Annotated in this window: 24 protein-coding genes and 1 tRNA gene; 15 read left to right on the top strand and 10 right to left on the bottom strand. The window is 67.9% G+C overall.

Features of this window, described 5'->3' with window-relative positions:
- Nucleotides 1–17: 17 nt before the first annotated feature.
- From mltB to U5817_RS20020, 4 genes are read right to left on the bottom strand one after another with little or no spacing between them, the layout of a single operon-like run.
- A complete protein-coding gene (gene mltB, locus U5817_RS20035) occupies nucleotides 18–1,028 on the bottom strand; it encodes a lytic murein transglycosylase B (RefSeq protein WP_407278557.1) in 1,011 nt (336 codons plus the stop codon).
- Complete coding sequence (locus U5817_RS20030) at nucleotides 1,025–2,974, bottom strand: DUF3488 and DUF4129 domain-containing transglutaminase family protein (protein WP_407278556.1); 1,950 nt, start codon at nucleotides 2,972–2,974, stop codon at nucleotides 1,025–1,027. Before U5817_RS20030 ends, mltB begins: the two co-directional genes overlap by 4 nt.
- Nucleotides 2,967–3,986 carry a DUF58 domain-containing protein gene (locus tag U5817_RS20025; RefSeq protein ID WP_169125891.1) on the bottom strand — a complete coding sequence of 340 codons (1,020 nt, stop codon included), beginning with the start codon at nucleotides 3,984–3,986 and terminating at the stop codon, nucleotides 2,967–2,969. Before U5817_RS20025 ends, U5817_RS20030 begins: the two co-directional genes overlap by 8 nt.
- Entirely contained in the window at nucleotides 3,986–4,903 is a 918-nt protein-coding gene (locus U5817_RS20020) for an AAA family ATPase (RefSeq protein ID WP_407278555.1), read from the bottom strand. The genes U5817_RS20025 and U5817_RS20020 overlap by 1 nt, the downstream gene beginning before the upstream one ends.
- Nucleotides 4,904–5,038: 135 nt before the next feature.
- Here U5817_RS20020 and U5817_RS20015 point away from each other — a divergent pair, with 135 nt between their 5' ends.
- The 3 genes from U5817_RS20015 (at nucleotide 5,039) to bamC (ending at nucleotide 8,141) form a co-directional block, all read left to right on the top strand.
- The gene (locus U5817_RS20015; RefSeq protein ID WP_169125889.1) at nucleotides 5,039–5,965 is read left to right on the top strand and encodes a histone deacetylase family protein; all 927 of its coding nucleotides are present in this window, start codon (nucleotides 5,039–5,041) and stop codon (nucleotides 5,963–5,965) included.
- A gap of 133 nt (nucleotides 5,966–6,098) precedes the next feature.
- Nucleotides 6,099–6,977: a 4-hydroxy-tetrahydrodipicolinate synthase gene (gene dapA / locus U5817_RS20010; RefSeq protein ID WP_407278553.1), complete on the top strand. Its 879-nt coding sequence runs from the start codon at nucleotides 6,099–6,101 to the stop codon at nucleotides 6,975–6,977.
- A 24-nt stretch (nucleotides 6,978–7,001) separates the two neighbouring features.
- Entirely contained in the window at nucleotides 7,002–8,141 is a 1,140-nt protein-coding gene (bamC, locus tag U5817_RS20005) for an outer membrane protein assembly factor BamC (RefSeq protein WP_169125887.1), read from the top strand.
- Between the two features lie 160 nt (nucleotides 8,142–8,301).
- Here the strand turns inward: bamC and U5817_RS20000 are convergent, their stop codons facing one another.
- Complete coding sequence (locus U5817_RS20000; RefSeq protein ID WP_169125886.1) at nucleotides 8,302–8,556, bottom strand: hypothetical protein; 255 nt, start codon at nucleotides 8,554–8,556, stop codon at nucleotides 8,302–8,304.
- 155 nt (nucleotides 8,557–8,711) lie between these two features.
- Nucleotides 8,712–9,209: a hypothetical protein gene (locus U5817_RS19995; protein ID WP_407278552.1), complete on the bottom strand. Its 498-nt coding sequence runs from the start codon at nucleotides 9,207–9,209 to the stop codon at nucleotides 8,712–8,714.
- A gap of 144 nt (nucleotides 9,210–9,353) precedes the next feature.
- Here U5817_RS19995 and rlmD point away from each other — a divergent pair, with 144 nt between their 5' ends.
- The 11 genes from rlmD to motD all read left to right on the top strand — a co-directional run bounded on the left by rlmD (nucleotide 9,354) and on the right by motD (nucleotide 20,426).
- Entirely contained in the window at nucleotides 9,354–10,658 is a 1,305-nt protein-coding gene (gene rlmD, locus U5817_RS19990; RefSeq protein ID WP_407278551.1) for a 23S rRNA (uracil(1939)-C(5))-methyltransferase RlmD, read from the top strand.
- Nucleotides 10,659–10,693: 35 nt separating this feature from the next.
- Nucleotides 10,694–10,781: transfer RNA gene (locus U5817_RS19985), tRNA-Ser, on the top strand.
- Nucleotides 10,782–10,841: 60 nt separating this feature from the next.
- Nucleotides 10,842–11,429 carry an rRNA large subunit pseudouridine synthase E gene (locus U5817_RS19980; protein WP_169125883.1) on the top strand — a complete coding sequence of 196 codons (588 nt, stop codon included), beginning with the start codon at nucleotides 10,842–10,844 and terminating at the stop codon, nucleotides 11,427–11,429.
- Between the two features lie 202 nt (nucleotides 11,430–11,631).
- The gene (locus tag U5817_RS19975) at nucleotides 11,632–12,048 is read left to right on the top strand and encodes a DUF192 domain-containing protein (RefSeq protein ID WP_407281106.1); all 417 of its coding nucleotides are present in this window, start codon (nucleotides 11,632–11,634) and stop codon (nucleotides 12,046–12,048) included.
- A gap of 166 nt (nucleotides 12,049–12,214) precedes the next feature.
- Nucleotides 12,215–13,354: a flagellar biosynthesis protein FlhB gene (gene flhB, locus U5817_RS19970; protein ID WP_407278550.1), complete on the top strand. Its 1,140-nt coding sequence runs from the start codon at nucleotides 12,215–12,217 to the stop codon at nucleotides 13,352–13,354.
- 38 nt (nucleotides 13,355–13,392) lie between these two features.
- On the top strand, nucleotides 13,393–15,495 hold the full coding sequence (gene flhA / locus U5817_RS19965; RefSeq protein WP_407278549.1) for a flagellar biosynthesis protein FlhA: 2,103 nt from the start codon (nucleotides 13,393–13,395) through the stop codon (nucleotides 15,493–15,495).
- 120 nt (nucleotides 15,496–15,615) lie between these two features.
- The gene (flhF, locus tag U5817_RS19960) at nucleotides 15,616–17,076 is read left to right on the top strand and encodes a flagellar biosynthesis protein FlhF (protein WP_407278548.1); all 1,461 of its coding nucleotides are present in this window, start codon (nucleotides 15,616–15,618) and stop codon (nucleotides 17,074–17,076) included.
- Between the two features lies 1 nt (nucleotide 17,077).
- Nucleotides 17,078–17,893 (top strand): MinD/ParA family protein, encoded by an 816-nt coding sequence (locus tag U5817_RS19955; protein WP_407278547.1) that lies wholly within the window; start codon nucleotides 17,078–17,080, stop codon nucleotides 17,891–17,893.
- A 110-nt stretch (nucleotides 17,894–18,003) separates the two neighbouring features.
- On the top strand, nucleotides 18,004–18,783 hold the full coding sequence (locus U5817_RS19950; RefSeq protein ID WP_407278546.1) for an RNA polymerase sigma factor FliA: 780 nt from the start codon (nucleotides 18,004–18,006) through the stop codon (nucleotides 18,781–18,783).
- 25 nt (nucleotides 18,784–18,808) lie between these two features.
- The gene (locus U5817_RS19945) at nucleotides 18,809–19,549 is read left to right on the top strand and encodes a flagellar motor protein (RefSeq protein ID WP_169132871.1); all 741 of its coding nucleotides are present in this window, start codon (nucleotides 18,809–18,811) and stop codon (nucleotides 19,547–19,549) included.
- 10 nt (nucleotides 19,550–19,559) lie between these two features.
- A complete protein-coding gene (gene motD / locus U5817_RS19940; protein WP_407278545.1) occupies nucleotides 19,560–20,426 on the top strand; it encodes a flagellar motor protein MotD in 867 nt (288 codons plus the stop codon).
- 22 nt (nucleotides 20,427–20,448) lie between these two features.
- Here motD and ybaL read toward each other — a convergent pair whose 3' ends face one another.
- The 4 genes from ybaL to U5817_RS19920 form a co-directional block, all read right to left on the bottom strand.
- Nucleotides 20,449–22,155, bottom strand: coding sequence for a YbaL family putative K(+) efflux transporter (ybaL, locus tag U5817_RS19935; protein WP_407278544.1), 1,707 nt, complete (start codon nucleotides 22,153–22,155; stop codon nucleotides 20,449–20,451).
- A 140-nt stretch (nucleotides 22,156–22,295) separates the two neighbouring features.
- Nucleotides 22,296–24,656, bottom strand: coding sequence for a DNA topoisomerase IV subunit A (parC, locus tag U5817_RS19930; RefSeq protein WP_407278543.1), 2,361 nt, complete (start codon nucleotides 24,654–24,656; stop codon nucleotides 22,296–22,298).
- A complete protein-coding gene (locus tag U5817_RS19925) occupies nucleotides 24,653–25,093 on the bottom strand; it encodes a type II toxin-antitoxin system VapC family toxin (protein WP_407278542.1) in 441 nt (146 codons plus the stop codon). Before U5817_RS19925 ends, parC begins: the two co-directional genes overlap by 4 nt.
- The gene (locus tag U5817_RS19920; protein ID WP_018988896.1) at nucleotides 25,090–25,320 is read right to left on the bottom strand and encodes an AbrB/MazE/SpoVT family DNA-binding domain-containing protein; all 231 of its coding nucleotides are present in this window, start codon (nucleotides 25,318–25,320) and stop codon (nucleotides 25,090–25,092) included. The genes U5817_RS19925 and U5817_RS19920 overlap by 4 nt, the downstream gene beginning before the upstream one ends.
- Before the next feature lie 207 nt (nucleotides 25,321–25,527).
- Here U5817_RS19920 and U5817_RS19915 point away from each other — a divergent pair, with 207 nt between their 5' ends.
- Nucleotides 25,528–26,427, top strand: a complete 900-nt coding sequence (locus tag U5817_RS19915; RefSeq protein WP_407278541.1) for a LysR family transcriptional regulator — start codon at nucleotides 25,528–25,530, stop codon at nucleotides 26,425–26,427.
- Nucleotides 26,428–26,526: the final 99 nt, after the last annotated feature.

Raw genomic sequence — 26,526 nt, 5'->3', positions numbered from 1 at the left:
TAGCCGGTGCGTTTCTCCTACCGCTCCGTGGTCGTGCTTGCGTACTGGTCGCGCAGGGCGCGTGCGAGTTCGTACACGGCCATCGCGTAGAAGCTGCTTTTGTTGTAGCGGGTGATCACGTAGAAGTTGCGGTAGCCGAGCCAGTATTCGGTGGGGGCGCCCGGAGTGGCGAGGTCGACGAGCGTTGCCGGTGCTGCCGGAGGGTTGGCGCTGGCGGCGACGATTCCGGCGGCGGCGAGCGCCTCGGGCGCGAGTGAGGGTTCGATGCCGGCATCGACGAGCGCCTGCGCGTTCGCTTCGGCAGGAACGAGGGCGGGGATGGCGACGGTTTCGCCGCGCACCCAGCCGTGGCGCGCGAGGTAGTTCGCGACGCTGCCTATCGCGTCGATGGGCTCGTTGTCGAAATCGATCTGGCCGTTGCCGTCGAAGTCCACGGCATAGTTGCGGATGCTGCTGGGCAGGAATTGGGGGTAGCCGAGCGCGCCGGCGTAGGAGCCGTAGTAAGAGAGCGGGTCGCGGACCTGTTCGCGGGCGAGCAGGAACAATTGCTCCAGCTCCCCGCGGAAGAGCGCCGCGCGCGGCGGGTAGTCGAAGGCCAGGGTGGCGAGGGCCGAGACCGTCTCGAAGTTGCCGGTGTTCCGCCCGTAATAGGTTTCCACGCCGATGATGGCGACGATGATTTCGGGCGGCACGCCGAACTGATCGGCGGCCTTCTGCAGCGCGCCGGCGTGCGCCTGCCAGAAGGCGATGCCGCCTTCGATGCGCTTGCCGTCGAGGAAGCGTGCGCGGTAACGCTGCCACGAGCGCGTGCCGGGTGTTGTCGGCGGGCGGATGAGGTCGATGACGCGGGACTCGTGGCGGGCCTGTCCGAGCGCTGCGAGTACCGCACTGCGCTCGAAGCCGTGTTTTTCCTGCATCGAATCCGCGAAGCGCAGGGCTTCGGGGTGTTCGGCATAGGTGCCGCTGGCGAGTCCCGGCAGCGAGATCAGCCCGAGGCTCAGTGTTGCGGCGGCAAGGGTTCGTTTCATTTCAGCTTCAGTCTCCGGATGGATCGGGCGAGCAGCCGCACGCTGCGCGGGTCGGCCGGTTGTGCGCCGTAGCGCAGGCTGGCGTAGCGTTCGCTGATCGCGCGCAGGGGGGCGGCGCGCCCGGGAAAGGTCATTGCCAGCCGTTTGCCGTAATCGAGCGGCCCTTCCCACGGGTGCCTGCCCGCGCCGTGGCGGGCGAGCTTGCGGGAAAAGCGTGCCCAGGCGGCGTCGAGCGGGTCGCGACGCCTGCGCTGCGCAAAGGCCCAGGCCATGAGCAGCAGCATCAAGGTCGTCGCCGAGACGCCGAGGAGCATGGCCAGCATGCGCCAGTCGGGCTGGCGGAATCCGATCCGTTCGAGCAGGTCGCGTTGCCGCTCCGAATTGTATCCAAGAACCCATTGGTTCCATGTATTCGACAGGGCTTCCCAACGGTGCCGCATGTCGCGCAGCCAGTCGAGGCCGGGGCGCCGGAGCAGCGGCAGTGCGTCCCATTCCTGCAGGGCGGCGCTCAGGCCGGACTCGATGCGGGCCGGAGCCGACAGCGCGGTGGGGTCGACGCGAACCCAGCCGCGTCCGGCGAGCCACACTTCCGCCCAGGCATGCGCGTCCGACTGTCGCACGACAAGGCTGCCGTCCACGGGGTTGATCTCTCCGCCCTGATAGCCGGTGACGACGCGGGCCGGCAAGCCGGCTGCGCGCATCAGGAACACGAAGGCCGAAGCGAAATGTTCGCAGAAGCCCTGCCTGGTGTCGAAGAGGAACTCGTCGACCGCGTGGGTGCCGAGAAGGGGAGGGTTGAGGGTATATGTGAGGCCCATGCCGCGCATGCGTTCGAGGGTGCCGGCGAGGATCGCGGCCGGGTCGGCGCTCTTTGCCGCAATCTCGAGTGCAAGCGCCCTGCCTTGCGGGTTGACGTCGGCGGGCAGCCTTCGTGCTTCGGCGAGCACGAAGGCGCTCTCGTCCTTGCCTACGGTTGTCGCCGGATACGACCGTAGTTCGACGCGCGTGCGCGTGCGTAGCGGTTGTTCGGCGAGCAGGCGGTAGTCGCCGGCGTAGCGTGCCTTGGGGACGTTTGCGGCCGGAAAGTCGAGCGCGAGGAGCCAGGGCTGGTTGTGCGGTTCGAGCGTGAGGCGGTATTCGTAGGCGCGGCCCGAAGGTGCGTAGCCGGGCGCCGCGGCAATCGTGCTGAATCCCGGCCGCCAGGTTCGCCCGTCGTAGCGGGAGAGCACCGGACCGCGCCAATAGCGCTGGGGCGGTGGGGGGGGAGGGCCGTTGAACTCGGCGCGGAAGGCGATGGCGTCCGACAGGCCGAGCTGGCTGATCGAGCCCGGGGTCATGGTGTCGGAGAGGCCGGTCATGCCGCTGTAGGCGTCCGAGGGCAGGCCCCACAGCGGTCCCTGCACGCGCGGGAACAGCACGAACAGGACAAGCATGAAGGGCAGCCCCTGGGCGAGGAGTAGCGTGCTGGTCCGCAGTTGCGCGGCGGGCCGCGCGGCGGCGTCCTCGAGGCTGAGGAGGGTGGTGGTGGTGAGCAGCGCGCCGGCAAGCGCGAGCGCGGCAATGCCCGGCGTCTGGTTGTAGAAGAACAGGCCGAGTTGCAGGAAGTAGGCGAGCAGGACGGCTGCACGCAGATCGCGCGTGGTGTGCGATTCGAGGAGTTTCAGGCACAGCAGCACGGCAAGCAGTGCAACGCCGGGATCCTTGCCGAAGAAATGGCCGAATTCGAGCCGCACGCCGATCCCCGCCGCAATCGCAACCAGCAGGATCAGCAACTGTCGGGGGGGCTTTCCGCGCCGCCACAGCAGTGCGGCGCGGATGGCAATGAGGCTGGTGCAGAGGGCGATCAGCCAGTAGGGGAGTTCGACCGCGTGGGGCGCAAGGGTCGCCGTTACGGCGGCGAGCAGCCAGCCGAGTTGGGCGGAAGTGGGCGCTCGCATTTCAGGCATTGGCCGCGCCGTCCGTTCCGAAGAGGGCGAGATGGCGCAGGCAGTTCGCAATGTGTTCGGATCCTTGTCCGGGGGCGATGCTGGCCGCGGGCAGCGTCAGGGAGAAGGCGAGCCCCCTCTGCTCCGCGGCCACGATCCATGCCGTCATGCGCGAGAGGCGCGCTTCGGCGCCAAGGTCCGCGGGGAGATCGTTCCAGTCGAGATGGATCTTCCCCCCATCCATGCCGGTGAATTGCTTGGTGAGCATGGGGCCGCCGCGGGCGAGCGTCTTCCATGCCACTTGCCGCGGGGAGTCTGCGGGCTGGTGGCGGCGAAGGCCGGCAAAGTCGTCGTCGCCGGCCGACCCGGCCCGCCGCCCCGGTGTGCTCGACGGGCCTTCCGGCAGCGGCGGCGGGTTCGGCTCAGGAGTCGGGTAGACGAGGCAGCGCTGATCGGGTACCAGCACGCTCCAGGCCCGGATCAGGCCGAGGGGGTAGGTCGTTTCGATGCGGACGCGGCCGAGCGTCATCCAGCCGCGCGCCGTCGTCGCTACCGGTATGTTCACGTCGGCACGGTCTTCCGCGTCGATCTCGAACGGCACCTCCGCCCCGCGCGCTCCGAGGCGCAGCGATGGCCGTCGCGCATGCCGGCGATTGCCTACGATGATGTGGAAACCGGCGCGTTCGCCGGCAAAGACCGGTTCGGCGCGTCCCGGTGCGAAGGACAGGTGCAGCAGGTTGCGAAATGCATGCACGATGCTTGCGACCGCCACCCCGCCGAGAAGGAATACCAAGGCGTAGCCGAGGCTCAGGTTGTAGTTTATCGATGCGATCAGCATGACGAGGAGTGCAGCCGCGAAGGCCAGGCCTGCAGGTGTCGGCAGCACGTAGATGCGCCGCTGGCCGAGCACGATCGGGGCGGGTTCCGGCGGTCCGATGCGAAACAGCAGGCGATCGAGCGCGACGCGCACGCGGAGGAGATGGCGACGCCAATCGCCAAGGCGATGACGCGAAGCGTCGGGGCGCGCGGGCATCAGACGACGGCTACGTCGCGCACGAGCTGGGCGAGCACCTCGGGTGTCACGCTGCGCCCGTCGCCTGCGGTGTGCAGGCGATGGGCGGCGACGTGCGGGAAGACGGTCTGGACGTCCTCGGGGAGGACGTGGTCGCGCCCCGCGATGAGCGCCCACGCCCGCGCCGCGGCGATCAGGCCCAGGCCGGCGCGCGGGCTCAGGCCGGTGACGAGCTCGGGGCTGTGGCGGGTGCGGGTCAGCAGTGCCTGGACGTAATCGATGAGCCGTTCGGATACGGCGACGGCGTGCGCTGCCTGCTGCATCGCGAGGAGATCTTCGGGCTGGACCACGGCCTGCTGGCGTTCAAGCAGTTCGCGCCGGTCCTCGCCCATCAGCAGCGCCCGTTCCGCGCTGCGATCGGGGTAGCCCAGGCGGATCCTCAGCAGGAAGCGGTCGAGCTGGCTCTCGGGCAGCGGGAAGGTGCCGATCTGATGGGACGGGTTCTGCGTTGCGATGACGAAGAAGGGATCGGGGAGCGGATGCGTCTCGCTGTCTGCGGTGACCTGGCGTTCCTCCATGGCTTCGAGGAGGGCGCTCTGGGTCTTGGGTGTGGCGCGGTTGATCTCGTCGGCGAGGATGAGCTGGCTGAAGATCGGGCCGGGATGGAAACGGAAGCTGCCCGCTTCGCGATCGAAGATCGAAACCCCGACGATGTCGGCGGGGAGCAGGTCGCTCGTGAACTGGATGCGCTGGAAGTGCAGCCCGATGAGGCGTGCGATGACGTGTGCGAGCGTCGTCTTGCCCACCCCGGGGAGATCCTCGATCAGCAGGTGTCCGCGCGCGATGAGGCAGGCCAGCGCAAGCCGCAACTCGCGATCCTTGCCGAGGATGATGCAGTTGGCGGCTTCTAGAACGGGAATTGCGTAACGATGGGGCATGGCGCGGGCGCACTGTGAAATTCACCGGGAAGCGGTGATAATAGAGCAAAGACCGACAGGACGCGCCCTTCAAGGACGCGCCGATTTCAGGGCAGGGATGCGGGATGCTTCGCCCGCACGCGAGAGAGGGGGGGTATGACGACGACTGCGTTCATCACGCACCGCGATTGCTGGCTGCACGACATGGGAACCTTCCATCCGGAATGTCCGGATCGGCTGGCGGCCATCAATGATCGGCTGATTGCGGCCGGTCTCGATATGTACCTTTCGTTCTACGATGCCCCGCTGGCGACCGAGGAGCAGATCGTCCGGGTGCATCCGACGAACTATCTCGCGGAGCTCAATGCCAGCGTGCCCGACCACGGCATCCGCCACCTCGACCCCGATACCGCGATGAGTCCGGGAACGATGAAGGCTGCACTGCGTTCGGCCGGCGCCGGTGTGCTGGCGACGGATCTGGTGCTGAAGGGCGAAATCGAAAATGCGTTCTGCGCCGTGCGTCCGCCGGGCCATCACGCGGAGCGCGGCAAGGCGATGGGGTTCTGTTTCCTGAACAACGTGGCCATCGCGGCGCGTCATGCGCTCGAGGCGCACGGGTTGGAGCGCGTGGCGATCGTCGATTTCGACGTGCATCACGGCAACGGCACGGAAGACGCCTTCAGCGACGACCCGCGGGTGCTCATGGTGAGCATCTTCCAGCATCCTTTCTATCCGTACAGCGGTGCGGACTGCACGGCCCCGAACATGGTCAACGTGCCCGTGCCTGCAGGCACGCGCGGCGACGCCTTCCGCACCATCGTCACCGAGCGCTGGGTGCCGGCGCTGAGGGAGCACAAGCCGCAGATGGTCTTCATCTCGGCGGGCTTCGATGCGCATTACGAGGACGACATGGGTTCGGTCGGGCTGGTCGAATCGGACTACGTGTGGGTGACCCAGCAGATCAAGGCAGTGGCCGAGGAATGCGGGCACAAGAACATCGTGTCCATCCTCGAGGGCGGTTATTCGCTGTCATCGCTGGCGCGCTCGGTCGTCGCGCACGTCAAGGCGCTTGCCGACCTTTGAGCACCAGCTTGCGGGGCGCCCGTAGCGGATCCTGCGGGCGCGCGCGGGATCCTCGGGACCGTCCCGAGAGCAAGCCACTGGCCGTCCGGCTTCGATCAGGTAGAATCGGTTCTTTTAATTTTCGGCCGCTTCCATGATTACCGGATCGATTGTCGCCATCGTCACCCCGATGAACGAAGATGGCAGCCTGGACATTCCGCGCCTGCGCGCCCTGATCGACTTCCACGTTGCCGAGGGAACCGACGGTATCGTCATCGTCGGAACGACCGGCGAGTCGCCCACGGTGAACGTCGAAGAACACTGCGAGCTGATCCGCGTCGCGGTCGAGCATGCCGCAGGACGCATCCCGGTCATCGCCGGGACCGGCGCGAACTCGACCGCCGAAGCCGTCGAGCTCGCCCGCTTCGCGCAGAAGGCCGGCGCCGTGGCGCACCTGTCGGTGGTGCCGTACTACAACAAGCCGACTCAGGAAGGCCTGTACCGCCACTACCGTTCGATCGCCGAGGCGGTCGAGCTGCCCCTGATCCTGTACAACGTGCCGGGGCGCACCGTGGCGGACCTGTCCAACGACACCGCGCTGCGCCTGGCCCAGATTCCCAATATCGTCGGCATCAAGGATGCGACAGGCAGCATCGACCGTGCTTGCGACCTGATCGAGCGCGCGCCCAAGGACTTCGCCTTGTACACCGGTGACGACATGACCGGCATGGCTTTCATGCTGCTGGGCGGGCATGGGGCGATCTCGGTGACGGCCAACGTCGCCCCGCGCGCGATGCATGAGATGTGCGCCGCAGCGATCGCCGGCGACGCGATCAAGGCGCGCGAGATCAATGCGCGGCTGGTCGGCCTGCATCGCGACCTGTTCTGCGAGGCCAATCCGATCCCGGTGAAGTGGGCGGTCGAGCAGATGGACCTGATCGGCTCGGGCATCCGCCTGCCGCTCACGCCGCTGTCCGAGAGCTTGCACGAGCGGGTGCGTGCGGCGATGCGTCGTGCCGGCGTGAACGTCTGATTTTTCCTGGAATTACCGAAACTCATGAATCGTACCTTGCGTACTGCGGCTTCGCTGCTCGGCGCGGCCATCGCCCTGTCCGGTTGTTCCGGCTCCCTCGTCGAATCCAAGAAGATCGATTACAAGAGCGCACGGCAGCTGCCGTCGCTGGAAATCCCGCCTGACCTCACGGCGCCCACCCGCGACGATCGCTATGTGGTGCCGGACGTTTCGCCCAAGGGCGTGGCGACCTATTCGGCTTATGCGACCGATCGCGCGCAGCCCCAGCCGGCCGCGAGCGAGCAGCAGGTGCTGCCCAAGGTCGAGAGCATGCGCGTCGAGCGTGCAGGCACCCAGCGCTGGCTGGTGGTCCAGGGCTCGGCGGACGCCATGTGGCCCAAGGTCAAGGACTTCTGGCTTGAAACGGGCTTCATCCTCAACATCGAGCGTCCTGAAGTGGGCGTGATGGAGACGGACTGGGCCGAGGATCGCGCGAAGATCCCGCAGGACTTCATCCGCTCGGCGCTGGGCAAGGTGCTCGACGGCGTGTTCTCGACGCCGGTGCGCGACAAGTTCCGCACGCGGCTGGAGGCGGGCAAGGACCCCGGCACGGTCGAGATCTACATCAGCCATCGCGGCATGATGGAGATCTATCCCAACGAGGCCAAGGACACGACCGTGTGGCAGCCGCGCCCGGCCGATCCCGAGCTCGAAGCGGAGATGCTGCGTCGCCTGATGGTCCGGCTCGGCGCGGCGGAAGAGCGCGCGGCGGCAATCGTCGCAGCGGCGCCGTCGACGGAACGCGCGGCTCTCAAAGGGGCGAACGGCGGCAGCGTGACGCTGGCGATGGACGAGTCCTTCGACCGCGCTTGGCGTCGCGTGGGCCTGGCGCTGGATCGCATCGGCTTCACGGTCGAGGATCGTGACCGCTCGAAGGGGCTTTACTTCGTCCGTTACGTGGATCCGGATGCGGACGTGCAGACGAAGAAGTCCGAGGGCCTCCTGTCCAAGCTCGCTTTCTGGCGCAGCAACGAGCAGGTGGTGCAGAAGGGGGGCGAATATCGCCTGCGAGTCCGCGGCGAGGGCGAAAAGTCGGTGGTCAGCGTGATGACCCGCGAGGGGGGGGAGGATTCGTCCGACACCGCCCGCAAGATCCTCGGCCTGTTGCAGGAGCAGTTGCGCTGAGGGGGCGGGTGCGGCTTGCGGCGCCGACAGGCCCGCAGGCCGTGCCGCGATGCATGCGGCCAGGGTGCCGCAAAACTCGGTCGAGGCGGCAGCAAATGCCGCCAGACAACAAAAAAGCCGGCTCGAGAGCCGGCTTTTTTGCGTCGCTGCGAGAGCGAGATTACTTCTGTGCTTCGGCGGGAGCAGCGGCCGGAGCGGCAGCCGGAGCAGCTTCCTGAGCCGGGGCAGCGGGAGCAGCAGCCGGGGCGGCTTCCTGAGCCGGGGCAGCGGCCGGGGCGGCAGCCGGAGCAGCTTCCTGGGCGGGAGCAGCGGCCGGGGCAGCAGCGGGGGCTTCAGCCTTCGGAGCTTCGGCCGGCTTGCCGCAGGCGGCGACGGCGAGAGCGAGCAGGGAAGCAACGAGGAGCGACTGTTTCATGTTCGATGTCCTTTCTTATGGGGCTAGGTGGGTGATCAGTTCCGGTCGGGCGAGCCAAAAAAGATTCGCCGCCCGATGAACCTCAAGAAATTCTAGCATGTGATTCAAGTGTGCCAATAGCCTGTTGATGCAATGCAATAACGAAAAACGACAGGTCAAAGGGCAAGCGGCGTGCCGACTGCACTCGCCTCCCCATTCATCCAGAATGTTTCAAATTGCGTAGCGAGGAGCGCCAGCCCGCCAGCCCCGTCGGTGCCGATCTTTCCGCGTGGCAGATCCTGATGGAAACGGGTGACGACGTGGCGCTCGTCTGCGATCAGGAAGGGCTGGCTCCAGCTGCGCGCGCCCGGATCTACCGTGCGCACGCAGGTGCAGTGCGAATGGTGGGCGAGCAGGCGGGTCAGGCGCGGGCATTCCCGTTCGATCCAGCCAGTGGTGTGCAGGAGGATGCGCACGGCATCGCGGCGCGTGCTCTGCGCGCACAGGCGCTCGAGCAGCGCGATGCCTTGCGGGCTCTCCAGTCCGGTCTCGCGCAGGTCGGGGTCGAAGATGAGCAGCGTCTGCCGGGCGTTGCCGATGGCGGCGAAGAGGGCCGCGCGATAGTCGCCGTAGCTGTCGAAGGTCTGTTCGGGCTGTTCGCGTGGGGTATCCATGATCCGGGCCTGCGCGTTGCGCCGGGCGGGGGGCGGAGGCGGATGCGAGCGCCCGTTTGCCGTCCGGTCGGGGCAATTATAGGAGGTCGTGGCGGCAAGTACTTGGCGAGCAGGTAAAATCACGCTCTTTTGGGCGGACGCTTGATGCCTGTTGCTGTCATCGAATCTCTGGACCACGAAGGACGGGGCTTCACCCGCGTGGATGGCAAGGCGGTGTTCGTCGATGGCGCGTTGCCGGGCGAGAAGGTCGAGTACCGGGTGGTGCGCGAGCGGCCGAGCTACGATCTGGCCGAGTTGGAGCGCGTGCTCAAGCCCAGCGGGCAGCGGGTGGTGCCGCCTTGCCCGCATTACGGCACTTGCGGCGGCTGTTCAATGCAGCATTTCGATTCGGTGGCGCAGGCGGCGACCAAGCAGCGGGTGCTGGAAGACGCGCTGTGGCACATTGCCAAGGTCACGCCGGAAGTGGTCTACCCGGCAATCCACGGGCCGGCATGGGGCTATCGTTACCGTGCGCGCATCGGTGTGCGGATGGTGCCGTCGAAGGGCGGGGTGCTGATCGGTTTTCATGAGCGCCGCAGCAGTTACATCGCCGACATGCAGAGCTGCGCGGTGCTGCCCGCGCATGTGTCGGGATTGCTGCCGGCCTTGCACGAACTGGTCGCGGGACTTTCGATCCCGGACCGCTTGCCGCAGATCGAGATTGCGGTGAGCGAGGACATCACGGTGCTGGTGTTCCGCAACCTGCTGCCGTTCACGCCGCAGGACGTGGCGCGCCTGGCGGCATTTGCCGACGCGCATGGCGTTCAAGTGTGGCAGCAGCCGGGTACCAGCCCGGCAACGGCCAAACCGCTGCACCCGAAGAAGGGGCCGGGGCTCGCCTATACGCTGCCCGAGTTCGATGTGACGCTGGATTTCCTCCCGACCGACTTCACTCAGGTGAACGTCGATATAAATCGGCTGCTGATCCGGCGCTCGATGCAGTTGCTCGATCCGCGGCCGGGCGAGCGCATCGCCGACCTGTTCTGCGGGCTGGGGAACTTCAGCCTGCCGATCGCGCGCCGCGGGGCGCACGTGATCGGGGTTGAGGGCAGCGATGCGCTGGTCGCGCGGGCGCTGAAGAATGCGCGGCGCAATGGTTTGGCCGAGCGTACCGAGTTCTATGCGGCGAACCTGTTCGAGGCGACCGAGGACAGCCTCGCCGCACTCGGCCGGCTGGACAAGTTGCTGATCGATCCGCCCCGCGAGGGGGCGATCGCGGTGGTGAAGGCGCTGAGCGCTCAGCAGCTGCCGCCACGCATCGTGTATGTGTCTTGCAACCCGGCGACGCTCGCGCGCGATGCGGCGGTGCTGGTGCGCGAAAAGGGTTACGTGCTGCGCGGCGCGGGGATCGCGAACATGTTCCCGCAGACCTCGCATGTCGAGTCGATCGCGCTGTTCGAGCGGGGATGACATGAGAAGGCGGGGTGATATACTCCGCCGCTTCCGGAGGTGTGGCAGAGTGGTCGATTGCACCGGTCTTGAAAACCGGCAACGGGCAACCGTTCGTGAGTTCGAATCTCACCGCCTCCGCCAGATCCTGCCCATGTTCCCCGCATCGTCCGGCGACGGGATCTTCCGCCCCGCATTTTCCGCATGTCGCGTGTCATTCTCCTGAACAAGCCGTATGGCGTGATCTGTCAGTTCACGGCGGAGCCGGGGCGGCCGACGCTCAAGGATTTCGTGCCCGTGCCCGGCGTGTATGCGGCCGGGCGGCTGGATACCGACAGCGAGGGCTTGCTGCTGCTGACCGATGACGGCGCATTGCAGCACCGCATCGCGGATCCGCGCCACAAACTGCCCAAGACCTACGTCGTGCAGGTGGAGGGGGAGGCGGATGACGAGGCGCTGGCGCGGCTGCGCGCGGGGCTGGATCTCGGGGATTTCGTGACACAGCCGTGCGCGGCGCGGCGCATCGCGGAGCCGGACTGGCTGTGGCCGCGCGATCCGCCGGTGCGTTTTCGCAAGAGCGTGCCGACGTCGTGGCTGGAGATCGTGCTGCGCGAGGGGAAGAATCGGCAGGTGCGGCGGATGACCGCGAAGGCGGGTTTCCCGACGCTGCGCCTGATCCGGGTGGCGATCGGCGGATGGTCGCTTGCAGGGCTGGCGCCGGGGGCGTGGCGCGCCGAGGAGGTGGAGGGCGGGCGCGTCGGCAGCCAAGGACGGGCCCGGCGTTCTCATTAACCCGCGCAGCAATATTCCGTTCGGGCTGAGCCTGTCGAAGCCCCGCCACGGCCCTTCGACAGGCTCAGGGTGAACGGCTGTACTTGCTTGCCGGCTTGATAACGGCGCTGCGGCGCGCGCGGTAGAATCGCGCTTTCCCATTTTCTTCCCGGGTTTGCCTGCGATGAGTTTCTCGTCATTCTTCGGCCGCTGTGCGGCGATCATGGCCGCGTTCTGTGCCTGCCTGTCCGCTGCGCGTGCGGAACTGCCGCTGGTCGAACTGGGCGCGGGGATGCACCGCATCGAGGCGGAATTGGCGCATACGGACCAGGCGCGCCAGATCGGCCTGATGAACCGCAAGGCGATGCCGCAGCAGCGCGGCATGGTGTTCGTGTTCACGCAGGAGGCGCGCCATTGCATGTGGATGAAGAACACGTTGATCCCGCTGTCGGTGGCATTCATGGATCGTGAGGGGCGCATCCTGAACATCGCAGACATGAAGCCGCAGACCGAGGACAGCCATTGTGCCGCGGCGCCCGCGCGCTTCGCGCTGGAGATGAATGCTGGGTGGTTCGCGTCGCGCGGCATCGGCGCGGGCACGGTGGTCCGCGGAGTCGAGCGCCTGCCTGCCGGACGCTGAGCGGACGGCGGCCGGTCGGCCACCGCAGTTTCCAAGACGCGATTTAGGGCTGTTTTCCCGCGCTTATCCGGCGGCGGGGCTTGCCGCCGGGCGGCGATAATTGCCGCACGTCGCCGAACGTCCGTGCTGAACGGAGCGCATCCGGCGTGCAGGCAAGGAGTCGGCCGTGGCCGAAGACAGCGATCTCGAGAAAACCGAACAGCCATCGCCACGACGGTTGGAGCAGGCCCGCGAGGAGGGGCAGGTTCCGCAGTCGCGCGAGCTGTCGACCTTCCTCGTGCTGATCACGGGCATCGGGGCGCTGTGGATGATGGGGGAGTGGATCTCGCGGCGCATCCTCGGGATGCTGCGCGCCGGTTTCGTCATCGAGCGGGAGCGCGCCTTCGACGCGAAGCTGATGCTGGAGAGCTTCGGCGATCTGTTCACCGATGCGCTGCTGACGATGATGCCGCTGTTCGGGATCCTGATGGTCGCGGCTATCGCGGCGCCGGTGCTGATGGGAGGCTTCGTGTTCGCTCCCAAGATGCTGGGGCTGAAGCTCGAACGCATGAATCCGATCCAGGGCATCGGCCGCATGTTCTCGATGCACGGGCTGGCGGAGCTGGTGAAGTCGCTGCTGAAGGCGGCGGTGGTGGGCCTGATGGGCGTCTTCGCGGTGTGGCGCGAGCATGAGCACATCTTCGGCCTGACGGGCGAGGCGGTGGAAGCGGCGGTGCCGGACTTTCTCCAGATGGTGTTGTTCGGCACGCTGCTGATCATCATGGGGCTGGCGATCCTGGCGCTGATCGACGTGCCTTTCCAGCTGTGGCAGTACAACAAGAAGCTGCGCATGACGAAGGAAGAGGTCAAGCGCGAGAGCAAGGAGCAGGATGGCGACCCGCAGGTGAAGGGGCGCATCCGCGCGATGCAGCGCGAGATGGCGCGTCGCCGCATGATGGCGCAGGTGCCGAAGGCGGACGTGGTGGTGACCAACCCGACGCACTTCTCGGTGGCGCTGAAATACGACGCGAACAAGATGCGTGCGCCCATCGTCGTCGCGAAGGGGCGCGGCGAGGTCGCGCTGAAGATCCGCGAACTGGCGAAGGAACACAAGGTGCCGATGCTGGAGGCGCCGCCGCTGGCGCGCGCGCTGTACAAGCACTGCGAACTGGAGCAGGCGGTGCCTGGGGCACTGTACACGGCGGTGGCGGAGGTGATGGCCTACGTGTATCAGCTCAACCACTGGATGGCTCATGGCGGACTTCCGCCGGCGGCGCCCGGCAGGCTGCCGGTGCCCGCCGACATGGACCCCGGCGCGCCCGACTGAGCGGGCGTGCGGAACGGACGATGCGATAGAGGCTGGCAATGAACGATGTGCTCAACCTGCGTGCGCTACTGACGCCGACGAACCTGCGGCTGCTCGGCGCCCCGATCTTCATCATCATGGTGTTGTCCATGATGGTGCTGCCGCTGCCGCCGTTCGCGTTGGACGTGTTCTTCACCTTCAACATTGCGGTGTCGGTGATGGTGATGCTGGTGGCGATGTATACGCGCCGGCCGCTGGAGTTTTCGGTGTTCCCGACGGTGCTGCTGGTGACGACCTTGCTGCGCCTGGCGCTCAACGTCGCGTCCACGCGCATCGTGCTGCTCGAAGGTCACAACGGCCCCGACGCGGCGGGCAAGGTGATCGAGGCCTTTGGCCACTTCCTCGTTGGCGGCAACACGGCAATCGGCCTCGTGGTGTTCGTGATCCTGGTGGTCATCAACTTCGTCGTCGTGACCAAGGGTGCCGGTCGGATTGCGGAGGTGAGTGCGCGCTTCACCCTCGATGCGATGCCTGGCAAGCAGATGGCGATCGACGCCGACCTCAATGCAGGGTTGGTCGATGAGGCAGAGGCGAAGCGTCGGCGCAAGGAGGTTGCGCAGGAGTCGGAGTTCTTCGGCGCGATGGATGGTGCGTCGAAGTTCGTGCGCGGGGATGCGGTCGCCGGCATTGTGATCCTGCTGATCAACATCGTCGGCGGGCTGCTCGTCGGCGTCGTGCAGCACGACATGCCGGCCGGTGTCGCGGTCGAAACCTACACGCTGTTGACGATCGGCGACGGCCTGGTCGCGCAGATCCCGGCCCTGATCATCTCGGTCGCGGCGGGTATGGTGGTGTCGCGCGTCGGCGACGACGCGGACGTGGGTGGCCTGGTGATCAACCAGGTGTTTTCGAATCCGCAGGTGCTGATGCTCACGGCCGCGATCATCGGGGTGCTGGGCCTGATCCCGGGGATGCCGAATCTGGTGTTCATCCTGATGGCCGGATCGCTCGGCTGGCTCGCGTGGCGGCGACTGGGCATCGTGCGCAGGGCCGCAGCGGAGGCGGCGCGGGTTGCACCGCCGGCCGCGGCAGCGGCGCCGGCCGCCGAGAGCCAGGAGGCGAGCTGGAACGACGTCGCGCCGGTGGACGTGCTGGGGCTGGAGGTCGGCTACCGGCTGATTCCGATGGTCGACAAGGGGCAGGACGGCGAGCTGCTGAAACGTATCCGCGGGCTGCGCAAGAAATTCGCCCAGGATGTCGGCTTCCTGTCGGCGCCGGTGCACATCCGCGACAACCTCGAGCTCAAGCCGAATGCTTACCGCATCGCGCTGAAGGGCGTCGAGATCGGTTCCGGCGAGGCCTACCCGGGGCAGTATCTGGCGATCAATCCGGGGCGCGTGACCGGACCGCTCGCCGGGCGCGAGACGCGCGATCCGGCTTTCAACCTGCCGGCCTACTGGATCGACGCGAGCCAGCGCGAACAGGCACATGCGCTCGGCTACACCGTGGTCGATGCAAGCACGGTGGTGGCGACGCACCTCAATCACCTGATCCTGAATCATGCCGCGGAGCTCCTCGGGCGACAGGAGACGCAGGCGCTGCTCGACCACATCGGCAAGACGACGCCCAAGCTCGTCGAGGATCTCGTGCCGGCACTGCTGCCGGTGGCGACGGTACAGCGCGTGCTGCAGAACCTGCTCGAAGAGGGTGTCAATATCCGCGACATGCGCACGATCATCGAGACGCTCGCGGAGAATGCGCCGCGCACGCAGGATCCGCTCGAACTGACTTCGCGCGTGCGTCAGGCGCTCGGCCGTTCGATCCTGCAGAGCTTGTTCCCGGGCAATGCCGAAATCCAGGTGATGGCCCTCGATCCGGCGCTCGAACGCATCCTCATGCAGGCGATGTCGACGGGCGGCGGCGACGGCGGGGTCATCGAGCCGAGTCTTGCCGACGGCATGCTGCGCCACGCGGCCGAGGTGTCGCAGCGGCAGGAGGACATGGGGCTGCCGCCGGTGCTGCTGGTGCCGCCGCAACTGCGCTGGCTGCTGTCGCGCTTCCTGCGCCGCGCGGTGCCTTCGCTCAAGGTCATCGCAAATTCGGAAGTGCCCGAGACGCGCACGATCCGCGTCACGGCGATGGTGGGCGGGGCTGCGCGCTGAATTTGCGGCGGGCGGGATTAGCGGGGGGAAATCGGGTCTATTCCGGGCTATCGATCCACCTTCCCGCCGCCATAATCGGTTCCATGCTGCGCACAGAGCGCGGTAGTCGGGAGAACCAGCATGAACGTCAAGCGCTACTTTGCCCCCTCCGCCCGTGAGGCCCTGCGTGCCCTGAAGGCCGAACTCGGTGCCGATGCCATCGTGCTGTCGAACCGCGCGGTGGAAGGCGGCGTGGAGATCCTGGCCCTGCCGGCGGACGACGTGGGAGCGCTGCCGGGGACGCCCCGTGCGGCCGCGCCTGCTGCGCGGCCGGCGGCGCAAGCCTCCGCGCCGGCAGGCGAGGATGACGACTTCCAGGTGAGCCTGTCCGGGCGCACGCCCGCGGCCCCGGCTGCGGCGTCGAAGCCGGCGAAGATCATCCGTCCGTTCAACCCGCCGCGCATGGAGACTGCCGACTACGTGATGCGCACGCGGGCGGCGGCATTGAGCGAGCAGTATTCGATCGACGGCTGGGAGGCTCCCGAGGCCGCGGCCCGTCCGCTTGCCGCCGACAAGGCGCCTGCCCCGAGGAAGCCGGCCCCGGCCGCGCCGCAGGTCCGCGCCGCCGAGCCCGCACGCGCGATGGAGGATGAGCGCATCCGTTCGCTGCAGGAGGCGAACGTCCAGCTGATGAAGGAAATGGCCGGCATCCGCAGCATGATCGAGCGCCAGCTCGCCGGCTTCGCTTGGGGCGAGACCCGGCGCCGGGCACCCGCACGGGCGGACATCGTCGGCGAGCTCCTCGAAGCCGGTTTTTCGGGCGTGCTGGCGCGCCGGCTGGCCGAATCCGTGAATGAAGAGGCGTCGCCGGAGGATGCCCGTACCGCGGTGAAGAACGCCCTTGCGCGCGATCTGCGTGCGGTCGCTTCCGATGCGGACATCATCGACCGTGGTGGTGTGTATGCGCTGGTGGGGCCGACGGGCGTGGGCAAGACGACGACGACGGCGAAACTCGCGGCACGCTGCGTGGTGCGCCACGGCGCCGACCGGCTGGCACTGATCACGACCGACGGCTACCGCATCGGGGCGCAGGAGCAGCTGCGCATCTACGGGCGCATCCTCGGCGTGCCGGTGTTTTCGGTACGCGACGCCGCCGACCTGCGCCAGACCCTCGCCGAGCTGCGCAACAAGCACATGGTGCTGATCGACACGATGGGCATGAGCCAGCGCGACAAGATGGTCGCCGAGCAGGCCGCGATGCTGACCGGTGCCGGCGACGTGCGCCGCCTGCTGCTGCTCAATTCGACCTGCCGTGGCGACACGCTCGCGGACGTCGTGCGTGCCTACAGCGGGCCGGACCTGGCTGGTTGCGTGCTGACCAAGGTGGATGAGGCGGCATCGCTCGCTCCGGCCCTGGATGTGGCCGTGCGTAACGAACTCAACGTCTTCTATGTCGCCAACGGCCAGCGCGTGCCGGAGGATCTGCACCTGCCGAATCGTGCCTACCTGCTGCATCGCGCGCTGCGCGAGCAGTCCGACGAGTCGCCGTGGAAGCTGCAGGGCGACGAGGCGGCCCTGATGCTGGCGGCTGGCGGAGTCTGACATGATCGACCCGCGTGAAGACCAGGCTGCCGGGCTGCGGCGTCTGTTCCGGCGCGCTCCTCCGACGGTCGTCGCGCTGTACGCGACCGGGCGCCGGCGTGCGCATGTGGCGCTGCAGGCGGCGCATCGCATCGCGGGGCACGGCCGGCGCGTGCTGTTGCTCGACGAGGCGCAGGGCGAGGATTCGCTGGCCGGGGTGCTCGGCCTGCCTGCGGGAGGCGACCTGCTGGGCGTGCTCGGTGGTCGCAGTTCTGTTCGGGAACTCGTCCAGCCGGTACCGGGTCTGCTCGGGCGCGTGCCGGTGGCGGCCTGCGCGCTCGCTCTGCCGCTCCTCGATGGCGAGCGGCGCGACTGCGTGCTCGATGCGCTGCGGACGCTGCAGCGCCCGGCGAATTTCATCCTGATCCACTCGGCGTGCGAGAGCGCTGCCGACCCGTCGCCCTTCGCGCTGGCGGCACCGCGCCGTCTGGTCGTCGCCGAGGCGAGCCGCAGCGGCGCGACCGACGCCTACCAGGTGATCAAGCGCCTCGCCGCGGCCGGCGCGGGTTCGCTGCACGTGGCGGTGTGCGGGGCGCGCGGGCGAGCCGACGCCACGGCCTTCTTCCACAGCCTGAGCGAGCTCGTGCGCCGCCACGTCGGCGTGCCGCTCGCCTGGCTGGGCGAGGTCGAGCGCGACGAGTTGGCGGCGGGCTTGGGGCAGGGCGCGGCGGAGGCGTCTGCGCGCGATGCCGAGGCCGCCTTCCTGCGGCGCCTCGCGACGTTTGGCAACGTACAGGCCGGCGCGGCGGCGGAGCGGGGGAGGCCGACATGGGATTGAGTGCGTACCCGTTTGGCAAAAGCGGGTCGGCTGCGGGACAATGGAAGTCCGCCGGTTTGCCCCCATGTCCGGAACCCCGTCCAGGACGGAAGAAGATACAGGCGAAGTGGATGTACGACGCAGCGGGTAATCTCGACAAGAACCATCTGGTGGAGGCCTATGCCCCGCTGGTCAAGCGCATCGCCTACCACCTGATGGCGAAGCTGCCGGCCAGCGTGCAGATGGACGACCTGATCCAGAACGGCATGATGGGCCTGCTGGACGCGATCGGCCGCTACGAGGACGGACTGGGCGCACAGTTCGAGACCTATGCGGTGCAGCGCATCCGCGGCGCGATGCTCGATGGCCTGCGCGAGAACGACTGGCTGCCGCGCAGCATGCGGCGCGACATGCGCCGCATCGAGTCGGCGGTGCACGAACTGGAACAACGCCACGGACGCCAGCCGTCCGAGGCGGAACTCGCCGAACTGCTGGGCATGCCGCTCGCCGATTACCAGCGCATGCTGCAGGACGCCCGTGGCTACCAGCTGGTGCATTTCGAGGACTTCACCGACGGCGAGGGCGAGGACTACTTCGAGCGCCATCTGGGCGAGCACGAATCGAATCCGGCCGACATCCTCGAGGAGGCCGACATGCGCAGCGCGCTCGTGCGGGCGATCGAGGATCTGCCCGAGCGCGAGAAGCTGATGATGGCCTTGTACTACGACGAGGAGCTCAACCTGCGCGAGATCGGCGAGGTGCTGGGCGTGTCCGAGTCGCGCGTGTGCCAGCTGCACAGCCAAGCCGTGGCGCGACTGCGTGCGCGCATCCTGGGCAGCGCCGGGCCGGCCGGGACTGCGACCAAGGCGCGCCGCGGACGGCCGCCCAAGAATCCTCCGTCCGGCAGCTGAGCAGGCCGGCCGAGGGACTGCGGACATGGACAAGATCAGCGTCGTAGGGCTCACCTTGGGCATCGCCGCCCTGATCATGGGGCAGGTGATCGAGGGGGGGCATATCGCATCGCTCCTGCAGCCCACCGCCTTCCTCATCGTGATCGGCGGCACACTGGGCGCCGTGATGCTGCAAAGCCCGCTGAAGGTCTTCCGTGAGGGCATGCGCATGACCCGCTGGGTCTTCGTGCCGCCGCCGGCTAGCCATGCGGCGCTGATCCGGCAGGCGACGAGTTGGAGCCAGATCGCGCGCAAGGAAGGGCTGCTGGCGCTGGAGGCGCAGATCCCGCGCATCAGCGATTCGTTCACCCGCAAGGGACTGCAGCTCCTCGTCGATGGCGTGGAGCCGCAGCGCCTGCGCGAGGTGCTGGAGGTCGAGATTGACGCATGGGCGGCACAGATGCGCCAGGGCGCGCGCATCTGGGAAGCCGCAGGCGGCTACGCGCCGACGCTGGGCATCCTCGGCGCGGTGCTGGGCCTGATCCACGTGATGGAGAACCTGACCGATCCGTCGAAGCTGGGCGCCGGCATTGCGGTGGCCTTCGTCGCCACCGTGTATGGCGTGGGTTTCGCCAACCTCGTCTTCCTGCCGATGTCGAAGAAGCTCATGGCCTACGTTGCCGACGGGGTGTCGCAGCGCGAGATGCTCGTGGACGGGCTGGTCGGCATCGCCAACGGCGACAATCCGCGCATCATCGAGAGTCGCATGCAGGGCTACATCGCCTGAGCGTGCCGCGATGCGACGCCACCGCAGACACCGCCAGCTGGACGACGCGAACCACGAGAATCACGATCGCTGGCTCGTGTCCTACGCGGACTTCATCACCCTGCTGTTCGCGTTCTTCGTCGTGATGTACTCGCTGTCGTCGGTGAACGAGGGCAAGTACCGCGTGCTGTCCGATTCGCTGATCAACGCCTTCCGCAACATCACCGTGAATGTACCGGGCGATCCGGTCATCGCCCCGCCGCCGGCCGTCGCGCCGCCCAAACCCGCGCCGCTGTCGCCGAATCCCGACGAGGAGGTCGAGAGGCGGCGTCGTGCCGAGTACAAGCGCATGACGACGATGGCCGAGGACATCCGGCGCGTGCTGGAGCCGCTCACCCAGGGGGGGCAGGTGCGCGTGGCCGAGGGGGCGCGCGGGATCTCGGTGGAAATCAACGCCCGGGTGCTGTTTGCGCCGGGCGATGCGGTGCTCGCGGCGCCTGCGGTGACGGCCCTGCGGGCGGTGGCCGAGGTGCTGGCGCGGGCCGAGTTTCCGGTGACGGTGGAAGGGCACACCGACAACCTGCCGATACGCACCGGGCGCTTCCCGTCGAACTGGGAGCTGTCCGCGGTGCGTGCATCCACGGTCGTGCGACTCTTCATCGAGTCGGGCGTGCGTGGCGACCGTCTCACTGCGGCGGGTTACGCGGACCAGCGTCCGCTCACCGACAACACCAACGAGGAGGGTCGTGCGCGCAACCGGCGCGTGACGATCCTGATCGAGTCGATGGTCGGCGAGCCGCCGCCGCGCGGGCCGGGGCAGATCCGCGAGGGCGATCCGATCCGTGCGATCCTGCCGGGCGAGGCGGCCGAAAGCGAGGAAACGCCCCCCGCCCGTTGAGGGCGCGCGGCACGCCCGTGTTTCAGGCGCCGGCGTGCGGGATGAAGCGTTCCAGCACGTGCCCAGTCATCCCCTTCGCGAGCTCCTCCTCTCCGTAGAAGATCGTGCCGATGCCTTCGTTGCGCAGCAGCCGCGAGTCGTCCTCGCTGTGGGTGCGCAGGACGATCTCGATCGCCGGATTGAGCGCGCGCGCAGTGGCGACCATGGGGCGGACGTTGACGGGGTCGGGCGTGGCGATCACCAGCATCGCCGCGTTGGCGATGTGGGCCTGGATCAGCACCGCCGGTTCGGACGCGTCGCCCGCGACCGCCGCCACGCCTTCGCTGCGCAGCTGTTCGACCTGTTCGCGGTTCTGTTCGGCGACGACGAAGGGGATGCCGCGCGCGGAGAGGGCTTGCGCGATGCGCCGGCCGACGCGCCCGTAGCCGACCAGCACGACCTGGCCTTCGAGGTACTGGCGCGCAGTGGTGGTCGGCAGTTCGGCGTACGGGTCTTCGCGGCGCTCGAGCCGCCGTGCGAACTCGGAGTGCTTCAGCGTCCACTCGCGGATCGGTTTTACCGTCGCGAACACCAGCGGATTCAGCGCGATCGAGATCAGCGCGCCGGCGAGCACGAGGCTCATGCCGGTCTGCGGCAGCAGGCCCAGCGACAGCCCCAGCCCGGCGAGGATGAAGGAGAACTCGCCGATCTGCGCGAGGCTGGCCGCGACCGTGAGTGCGGTGTTGAGCGGATAGCGGAACGCGAGCACCAGCGCCATCGCCGCGAGCGATTTGCCGACGATGATGATGAGCACGACGGCGAGCACCTGCAGCGGGTGATCGACGACCACGGCGGGATCGAACAGCATGCCGACGGCGACGAAGAACAGCACCGAGAAGGCGTCGCGCAGCGGCAGCGACTCCTCGGCGGCGCGGTGGCTGAACTCCGATTCGCGCATCATCATGCCGGCGAAGAAGGCGCCCAGCGCGAAGGACACGCTGAAGAGCTGCGCGGCGCCGTAGGCGATGCCGATCGCGGCGGCGATCACCGACAGCGTGAACAGCTCGCGCGAGCCGGTGCGCGCGACCTGCCACAGCAGCCAAGGGAGCACGCGGCGGCCGGCGATCAGCATCAACGCGATGAAGGCGGTGACTTCGAGCAGGGTCTTGCCGATGGTCTTCCACAGCGGGTCGGCGGCGCCGACGGCGGAGTCCGCGGGGGCGCCGAGCGTGCCGGCGAGCGGTGGCAGCAGCACGAGGATGACGACGGTGGCGAGATCCTCGACGACCAGCCAGCCGACCGCGATGCGGCCGTTCATGGTGTCGAGCACGCCGCGCGCCTCGAGCGCCTTGAGCAGCACCACGGTGCTCGCGCACGACAGCGACAGGCCGAACACGAGCGCGGCGCCGAGGCCCCAGCCCCACCACCACGCCACCCCCATGCCCAGCACGGTGGCGAGGCCCATCTGCACGACCGCGCCGGGCAGGGCGATGCGCCGCACCGCGAGGAGGTCGTCGAGCGAGAAGTGCAGGCCGACGCCGAACATCAGCAGCATCACGCCGATCTCGGAGAGCTGCGAGGCGGTGTGGATGTCGGCAACGAAGCCGGGGGTTGCGGGGCCGATCGCGATGCCGGCGACGAGGTAGCCGACGAGCGCCGGCACTTTCAGGCGTTCGGCGACGAAACCGAGCACCAGCGCGAAACCGAAGGCTGCGGCGATGGTCGTGATGAGGGAGATGTCGTGGTCCATTCGGAGTCTTGTTCGTTGGGGGAGGGCAGCCATGACGACGCCCGCCGGTCTCGGGGGAGACCGGCGGGCGTCGGGATGCCGCTTCCTGAAAGACTGCGCCGCGGCGAATGGGTTCCGGCCGCCGGGGCGCGGCCGGCAAATCAGGCCGTCGTCAGGGCCGCGGGCGCGACCTTGGGGGTGAGCGCCATGCCCTTGCGTGCGCGACGGTGGACAAGCGACGCGAGTTGGGACGGTTTCAGGTCGATCGTCACGGCCTTGCCGCCGCGGCCGGTGCCCTCGACGCGCAGCGTCGCCTCGTCGGCCGGGACGGCCACCGCGACGAGTGCTTCCTTGTCGTCGAGCGCCATCACGATGACGCCGCGCCCGCCGGCCTGCACCTTCATCTCGCTGCGCATGAAGACGAGGATGCGGCCGTTCTCGGACACCGCGGCGATGCGCTCGCCGACGACGCGGGTGGGGGCGAGGACCTTCTCGCCCTTCTCCAGCGTCATGAAGGCCTTGCCCGCGCGCTGGCGGCTGGTGGCGTCACCGAGCGTGCAGATGAAGCCGTAGCCGCCGGAGTTCGCGAACATCCAGCTCGATTCGGGTTCTGCCGTGAGCACCTGCGCGAGCTTGCCGCCGTCCTGGAAGTCGACCAGCGTCGTCATGGGCGCGCCGTCGCCGCGCCCGCCGGGCAGTTCGGCCACGCGCGCGGTGTAGGCACGGCCGTTGGTGTCGAAGACGACGAGCGGCCAGGTGGTGCGCGTCTCGATCACCGCGAAGGCGAAGTCGCCCGCCTTGTAGCTGATCGCCGCGGCGTCGATGCCGTGGCCCTGGCGCGAACGAACCCAGCCGTTCTTCGACACGATGACGGTGACGGGTTCGTCCGGCACGCTGATCTCGGCTGGCGCGACGGCGGCGACGGCCTCGATGACGGTGCGCCGATCGTCGCCGTACTTCTTCGCGTCCTCGCCGATCTCCTTGAGGATCAGCCTGGTCATTGCGGCGTGGCTGTCGAGGATGTGTTGCAGGCCGTCGCGCTCGTCCTTGAGTTCGGCGAGCTCCTTCTCGATCCTGAAGCCTTCGAGGCGCGCGAGCTGGCGCAGGCGGATCTCGAGGATGTCCTCGGCCTGCACGTCGCTGAGGCCGAAGGCGGCGATCAGTGCGGGCTTGGGCTCGTCGGACTCGCGGATCACGCGGATCACTTCATCGATGTGCAGGAAGGCGATCATGCGGCCTTCGAGGATGTGGATGCGGCGGTTGACCTCGTCCAGGCGATGCCGCGTGCGGCGCTCGACGGTGACGTAGCGGAAGTCGATCCACTCGCGCAGGATCTGCACGAGGTTCTTCTGCTGCGGCCGTCCGTCGCGGCCGATCATCGTCATGTTGATCGACGCGGAGGTCTCGAGGCTGGTGTGCGCGAGCAACACCGCCATGAACTCGTCGCGGCTCTGGCGGCTGGAGCGCGGCTCGAGCACGATGCGCACGGGCGCCTTGTCGCTGGATTCGTCGCGCACCGTCTCGAGCACGCCGAGCACGAGCTGCTTGAGGTTCTTCTGTTCCTGGCTGACTTCCTTCTTGCCGGCGCGCGGCTGCGGGTTGGTCAGCGTCTCGATCTCGGCCAGCACGCCGGCGGCAGATACGCCGTGCGGCAGCTCGTCGACGATCACGCGCCACTGGCCGCGCGCGAGCTCCTCGATGTGCCAGCGCGCACGCACGCGCAGGCTGCCGCGGCCCGACTGGTAGGCGTCGCGGATGGCGTCGGGCGAGGAGATCAGCTGCCCGCCACCGGGGAAGTCGGGGCCGGGCAGCAGCGGCAGGATGTCGTCTAGGCCGGCGTCCGGGTGGCGGATGAGATGCACGGTCGCATCGGCGACCTCGCGCAGGTTGTGCGGCGGGATCTCGGTCGCCATGCCGACGGCGATGCCGGAAGCGCCGTTGAGCAGCACGAAGGGCAGGCGCGCGGGCAGGAGCTGCGGCTCCTCGAAGGCGCCGTCGTAGTTGGGCACGAAGTCGACGGTGCCGCGGTCGATTTCCGACAGCAGCAGTTCGGCGATCGGCGTCAGGCGGCATTCGGTGTAGCGCATCGCCGCCGCGGAGTCGCCGTCGCGCGAGCCGAAGTTGCCCTGGCCGTCGACGAGCGGGTAGCGTAGCGAGAAGTCCTGCGCCACGCGCACCATCGCGTCATAGACGCTGGAGTCGCCGTGGGGATGGTATTTACCGATGACGTCGCCGACGACGCGCGCCGACTTCACGTGCTTGGACGTTGCCGACAGGCGCATCTCGTTCATCGCGTAGAGGATGCGGCGCTGCACCGGCTTCATGCCGTCCTCGACCTGCGGCAGCGCGCGCGACTTCACGACGCTCATCGCGTAGGCGAGGTAGGCGCGCTCGGCGTACTGGTCGAGGGCGAGGGTGCCGTCGTCGGGGGGCGGGGCGTCGTTGCCGCCGCCTGCCGGTGGGGCGGGCGGGGCCGGCGGGGGGCTGCTGAAGAGGTCCAGGGATTCGGAGTCTGTGGTCATCGAGCGTTCAAATAGGTAGCGGCGGGTTCCATCAGGTTCGGTTCCACCCAGTTTTCCAGGTGGAGGCCGTCGACCCGCGCGAATTCACGAGAGTTGTTGGTGACCAGGATGCAGCCGAGCGTCAGCGCGTGGGCGGCAATCTGGGTGTCGAGAGCGCCGATCGGGGCGCCGCGGCGTTCGAGTTCGGTGCGCAGTTCCGCGTAGTGCCAGATCGCGTGGTCGTCGAAGGGAGCGATCTCGAGTGGCAGCAGGAAGGTTTCCAGCGCGCTGCGGTTGCGGGCCGAGCCGCTTTTCGCGACGCCATAGGCGAGTTCGGCGGCGGTGATCGCCGACACGCCGATGTCGCCGATCGCATGTGCTTCGAAGCGGGCACGCACGTGGGCCGGGCGGTGGTTGATGAGGTAGATGCAGCTGTTGGTGTCGAGCATGTACCTCACGGCAGCAACGCCTCCCGGGCGGGCTGCTCGGGCTGGTTGCGTTCGATCGCGAAGCCCGGCTCGAACGCATCGAGCGCCGCGAAAAGCGTGCCCCAGCCGCGGCGCGGAAGCAGGACGACCGCGTCGCCGACGCGCTTGATGAACACCTCGTCGCCTTCGAAGCGGAATTCCTTGGGTAGCCGCACGGCCTGGCTGCGGCCATTGATGAACAATTTGGCGGTTTCCATGTGGGCCTCGATAGTGACGTATCTATCGTTAGTATATATCAGCGCCCGTGGCGCCGGCCGATGCGAGGCAAATTGCACCGGCGAACCGATCGGCCTAAAGTCCTTGTCGCCGCCAGTCGGCGAAAGCGCGCATTCTGGCAGCGTTCCGGGCCGAAATTCAAGAATGTCGAGCCTTGTCGGCCCTTCCTCATCACACCGATCTCGTCCATGAACCTGCGTTTCGTCGAAGCCTTCCTGTGGGTGGCGCGCCTGAAGAGCATCACGCGCGCCGCGGACAAGCTGTGCCTGACGCAGTCGGCGGTGTCGAGCCGCATCGCGAGCCTGGAGGAGGAGCTGGGCGTGGCGCTGATCGACCGGCGCGAGCGGCACTTCCGCCTGACCAACTCCGGCAACCGCTTCCTCATCTACGCCGAACGGCTGCTCGCGATCCAGCGCGAGCTGAAGGACGAGATCGGCATAGCCGAGCCGCAGGCGATGACGATGCGCATCGGCTGCATCGAGTCGGTGCTGCATACCTGGCTCATCCCGCTCGTCGAGCACCTGCGCCGCACGCAGCCGCACATCGAATTCGAACTGGCGGTGGAAATGACGCCCGTGATCACCGAGCAGTTGCGCCGCGGCGGCCTGGATCTCGCGTTCGCCGCCTTGCCGGCGGCGGGCGAGGGCATTCGCGTCACCGAACTGCCGTCGCTGGAGATGGTGTTCGTCGGACGTCGCAGGGAAGCGGAACGCGCCGGAAAATGGACCTTGCCGGAGATCCTCGAACACGACGTGCTGACCTTCCAGCGCGGCTCGCAGCCGCATGTCGCGCTGATCGAAGTGATCCGTCGCGCGGGCCTGGAGAGCGGGCGCATCCACACGATCTCGTCGATCTCGGCGCTGGCGCGGATGGTCGAGGGCGGTTTCGGCTTCGCGACCTTGCCGCGTGCCACGGTGCCCGGATTCGCCCGTGGGGCCGATCTCGCCGTGCTCGATTGCGAACCGCGTCTCGCGCCGCTGCCGATCCATGCGTCGTATTGGGCCTACCCTGGCGCGCCGCAGATGGAGGCTGCCGTACAGGAGGCGATCGCCTTCGTGCGCGGCTTCCCGATCGACGGCACGACTTGATCGCGCTTGTCGCGCAGGCGGATCAGGTGCGGCCGGCATCGAAAAAATCGATGAGCTCACAAAGAAATTTTGCGTTTGTCTAGCTTTCTGTCCTTGCCG

Source organism: Aromatoleum evansii (assembly GCF_045689615.1).
Classification (GTDB): Bacteria; Pseudomonadota; Gammaproteobacteria; order Burkholderiales; family Rhodocyclaceae; genus Aromatoleum; species Aromatoleum evansii.
This window is presented reverse-complemented; position numbering and strand designations above follow the sequence as displayed.

Coding starts and splice junctions, on each gene's coding strand:
- U5817_RS19980 (WP_169125883.1), top strand. CDS start 10,842: ATGTCGCGTGTCATTCTCCTGAACAAGCCGTATGGCGTGATCTGTCAG.
- U5817_RS20030 (WP_407278556.1), bottom strand. CDS start 2,974: ATGCCTGAAATGCGAGCGCCCACTTCCGCCCAACTCGGCTGGCTGCTC.
- U5817_RS20015 (WP_169125889.1), top strand. CDS start 5,039: ATGACGACGACTGCGTTCATCACGCACCGCGATTGCTGGCTGCACGAC.
- U5817_RS19955 (WP_407278547.1), top strand. CDS start 17,078: ATGATCGACCCGCGTGAAGACCAGGCTGCCGGGCTGCGGCGTCTGTTC.
- U5817_RS19915 (WP_407278541.1), top strand. CDS start 25,528: ATGAACCTGCGTTTCGTCGAAGCCTTCCTGTGGGTGGCGCGCCTGAAG.
- rlmD (WP_407278551.1), top strand. CDS start 9,354: ATGCCTGTTGCTGTCATCGAATCTCTGGACCACGAAGGACGGGGCTTC.
- mltB (WP_407278557.1), bottom strand. CDS start 1,028: ATGAAACGAACCCTTGCCGCCGCAACACTGAGCCTCGGGCTGATCTCG.
- U5817_RS19945 (WP_169132871.1), top strand. CDS start 18,809: ATGGACAAGATCAGCGTCGTAGGGCTCACCTTGGGCATCGCCGCCCTG.
- bamC (WP_169125887.1), top strand. CDS start 7,002: ATGAATCGTACCTTGCGTACTGCGGCTTCGCTGCTCGGCGCGGCCATC.
- U5817_RS20000 (WP_169125886.1), bottom strand. CDS start 8,556: ATGAAACAGTCGCTCCTCGTTGCTTCCCTGCTCGCTCTCGCCGTCGCC.
- U5817_RS19995 (WP_407278552.1), bottom strand. CDS start 9,209: ATGGATACCCCACGCGAACAGCCCGAACAGACCTTCGACAGCTACGGC.
- dapA (WP_407278553.1), top strand. CDS start 6,099: ATGATTACCGGATCGATTGTCGCCATCGTCACCCCGATGAACGAAGAT.
- U5817_RS19975 (WP_407281106.1), top strand. CDS start 11,632: ATGGCCGCGTTCTGTGCCTGCCTGTCCGCTGCGCGTGCGGAACTGCCG.
- motD (WP_407278545.1), top strand. CDS start 19,560: ATGCGACGCCACCGCAGACACCGCCAGCTGGACGACGCGAACCACGAG.
- flhF (WP_407278548.1), top strand. CDS start 15,616: ATGAACGTCAAGCGCTACTTTGCCCCCTCCGCCCGTGAGGCCCTGCGT.
- parC (WP_407278543.1), bottom strand. CDS start 24,656: ATGACCACAGACTCCGAATCCCTGGACCTCTTCAGCAGCCCCCCGCCG.
- flhA (WP_407278549.1), top strand. CDS start 13,393: ATGAACGATGTGCTCAACCTGCGTGCGCTACTGACGCCGACGAACCTG.
- ybaL (WP_407278544.1), bottom strand. CDS start 22,155: ATGGACCACGACATCTCCCTCATCACGACCATCGCCGCAGCCTTCGGT.
- U5817_RS20020 (WP_407278555.1), bottom strand. CDS start 4,903: ATGCCCCATCGTTACGCAATTCCCGTTCTAGAAGCCGCCAACTGCATC.
- U5817_RS19950 (WP_407278546.1), top strand. CDS start 18,004: ATGTACGACGCAGCGGGTAATCTCGACAAGAACCATCTGGTGGAGGCC.
- U5817_RS20025 (WP_169125891.1), bottom strand. CDS start 3,986: ATGCCCGCGCGCCCCGACGCTTCGCGTCATCGCCTTGGCGATTGGCGT.
- U5817_RS19920 (WP_018988896.1), bottom strand. CDS start 25,320: ATGGAAACCGCCAAATTGTTCATCAATGGCCGCAGCCAGGCCGTGCGG.